Here is a 1,949-nt window from a genome sequence, read left to right on the forward strand (position 1 = left end):
GACTGCCGCCCGCCGAAAGTTTCCCCAACTTGCTTGCGCTTGGCACTCCCTCAAGCCACTTACCGTCAGCGCCCTTGTCGTGCCCATCCCAGTCCTTGCCCCAGCCAAACTCCACGGCACAGATGTAATCGGCGATGTGCTCGCCGCTGACACCCAAGCCCTCGTTCAAAATGCTGGAAGGAGCCTGAAGACCAACTTTGGAGGCTTCGACCTGATTGGAGTGAGTGCCACTGGCACCGTCTGTGCCTTTGGCTGCAACGGCGGCATCTTTGTTCGCGGGCTTTTCCGCTCTTTTCGGATGGCTTGAACCGGAGGAGGCAGCAGAGCTGTTGCGCTGCATGCCTTTCCATTTGACCAAGCGCTTATCAAGCGCTCGGATCATAGCCGAGAGATGCGGCAATGGTTACTCTTCGCCAGACCAGTACCAGATAGTTTCGCCCCATTTGGAATCACTGAATTTCGGCATAATCTCGCCCTGCTGGAAATGTTGTCTTGAGTCAGATTTCGCAGGAGTAAACCAGTGACCAGTTCTACTGCAGGGTTGGCCGCCGTCGATTCGCGAGACCTGAGAATTATTGGTGGGTTGATAGTTGCGGGCGTATTCAACTAGATCCTTTGGATAAACCATGTGGTCTATTTTGCTGTCGTCTATGCCGTATAAAAAGGCGATGGCTCCTGCTTCGATAGCCCAATATCCTACATAACTCCCGTCCTCGCCTTGATGATGAGTATCGTGCCAAGGTGCATCTCGGAATGCCGCATACCATTGGTTGCAGTATTTTTTCAGATGATCTGCAGCCTCTTCTTTAGTATTTGAATAAATAGCTTGAACAAGCGGAGAATAGACGTCGTGATACCACTGATCGATATCGTGTCTTCCCGATATGAGTTTGCTGAGTAAGTCTTCGTATAGTGTATCGGTGCCTTCATAGCCTGCGTTGTCTATCAACGCCACGAAACGTTTGAGAAGGTCTGTCCGATGAAGTAGCACGCAAAAGCCTATAATTTGCACGCACTCTTCGTATTGATGTACGTAATCGCCAATCGCTAAAGGAGAGATGTTGCAGATGTTTTCATTGATTTCCAGCTTACTTTGCCATTCTTCATACTTGCTAACGAGTTCTTCAAGTATGACGGATAGTTCGGGAATCGCTACGCCGGCAGTGTAGGAGGCTAATAATTTGTTTAGGCTCATGCGTTGAAAAAATCTAGCGCGAAGCATTTCTTCTTCTTCAACGGAATCAGACTGGAATTTTCTTGTGCGATAAAACTCTATAGCGTCGTCGTATGCTTTCAGGAAGATTTTGAAGTGGTTGTCACTATAAAATTTTTGCCGTTTCATGGTCATGCCTCAATCTTAAGTGACGATAGTGCGCCGTGCTTTTTAGCTAATGATTTTTTACGTTTATTCACAAAGGCCTTTACTTCCTTCTCGCCGTAATGAAAGGCCTTGTGATTGAGGTGAGACGTATCGTCTGAGTTGTTCAAGCGCGCAGCAGCATGCTCCTTAGGGCTCATGCTGGTATGGTAAAGCGGCGTATAAAACAGGTGTCGGCTATACGAGTTCGGAACCTGGTAAGCTATCGTAACTCCCACAGATTTCCCTAGGTTTTCTTCAATCCACTCCCGGCTCATCTGAACAAGTATTTTTCTTTTCTGCGTCTGTGACGGAATTTCACTTCTGCCAGTGGTAGTTTTGTGTTTGCCGGTGCTTACTCTGGTTTTGTTTGTAGCGGGAGATGCGCCTTCACTGCTTTCTACCGGCTCTATCAACTCACTCGGTTCCGAGAGCCCAGAAACGCCTAACTTCGATGCGACCCCTGGCTTTCTCGTATTATTCAGTTTCCGCATGAACTTCGGTGCATCTTCATCACGGCTTGCCTTTGCCTCTACGATGGCGAACTTTTCGCCGCCATTGTTTGCGGGATTAGCCCGCCAAACCGCGTCTA

1 protein-coding gene and 2 pseudogenes are annotated in these 1,949 nt (G+C 48.6%); all 3 read right to left on the reverse strand.

Annotated features, from left to right (window positions below):
• A pseudogene (locus ND528_RS27980) lies at positions 1-340 on the reverse strand (hypothetical protein); the annotation flags it as partial.
• A 63-nt stretch (positions 341-403) separates the two neighbouring features.
• Positions 404-1,348, reverse strand: a complete 945-nt coding sequence (locus ND528_RS27985; RefSeq protein WP_263471722.1) for a PoNi-like cognate immunity protein — start codon at positions 1,346-1,348, stop codon at positions 404-406.
• Positions 1,345-1,949: pseudogene (locus ND528_RS27990) on the reverse strand (hypothetical protein); the annotation flags it as partial. The pseudogene ND528_RS27990 and the gene ND528_RS27985, both read right to left, overlap by 4 nt.

Origin of the sequence: Pseudomonas mercuritolerans, assembly GCF_025706525.1 — a bacterium.
In the GTDB taxonomy this organism is placed as follows: domain Bacteria; phylum Pseudomonadota; class Gammaproteobacteria; order Pseudomonadales; family Pseudomonadaceae; genus Aquipseudomonas; species Aquipseudomonas mercuritolerans.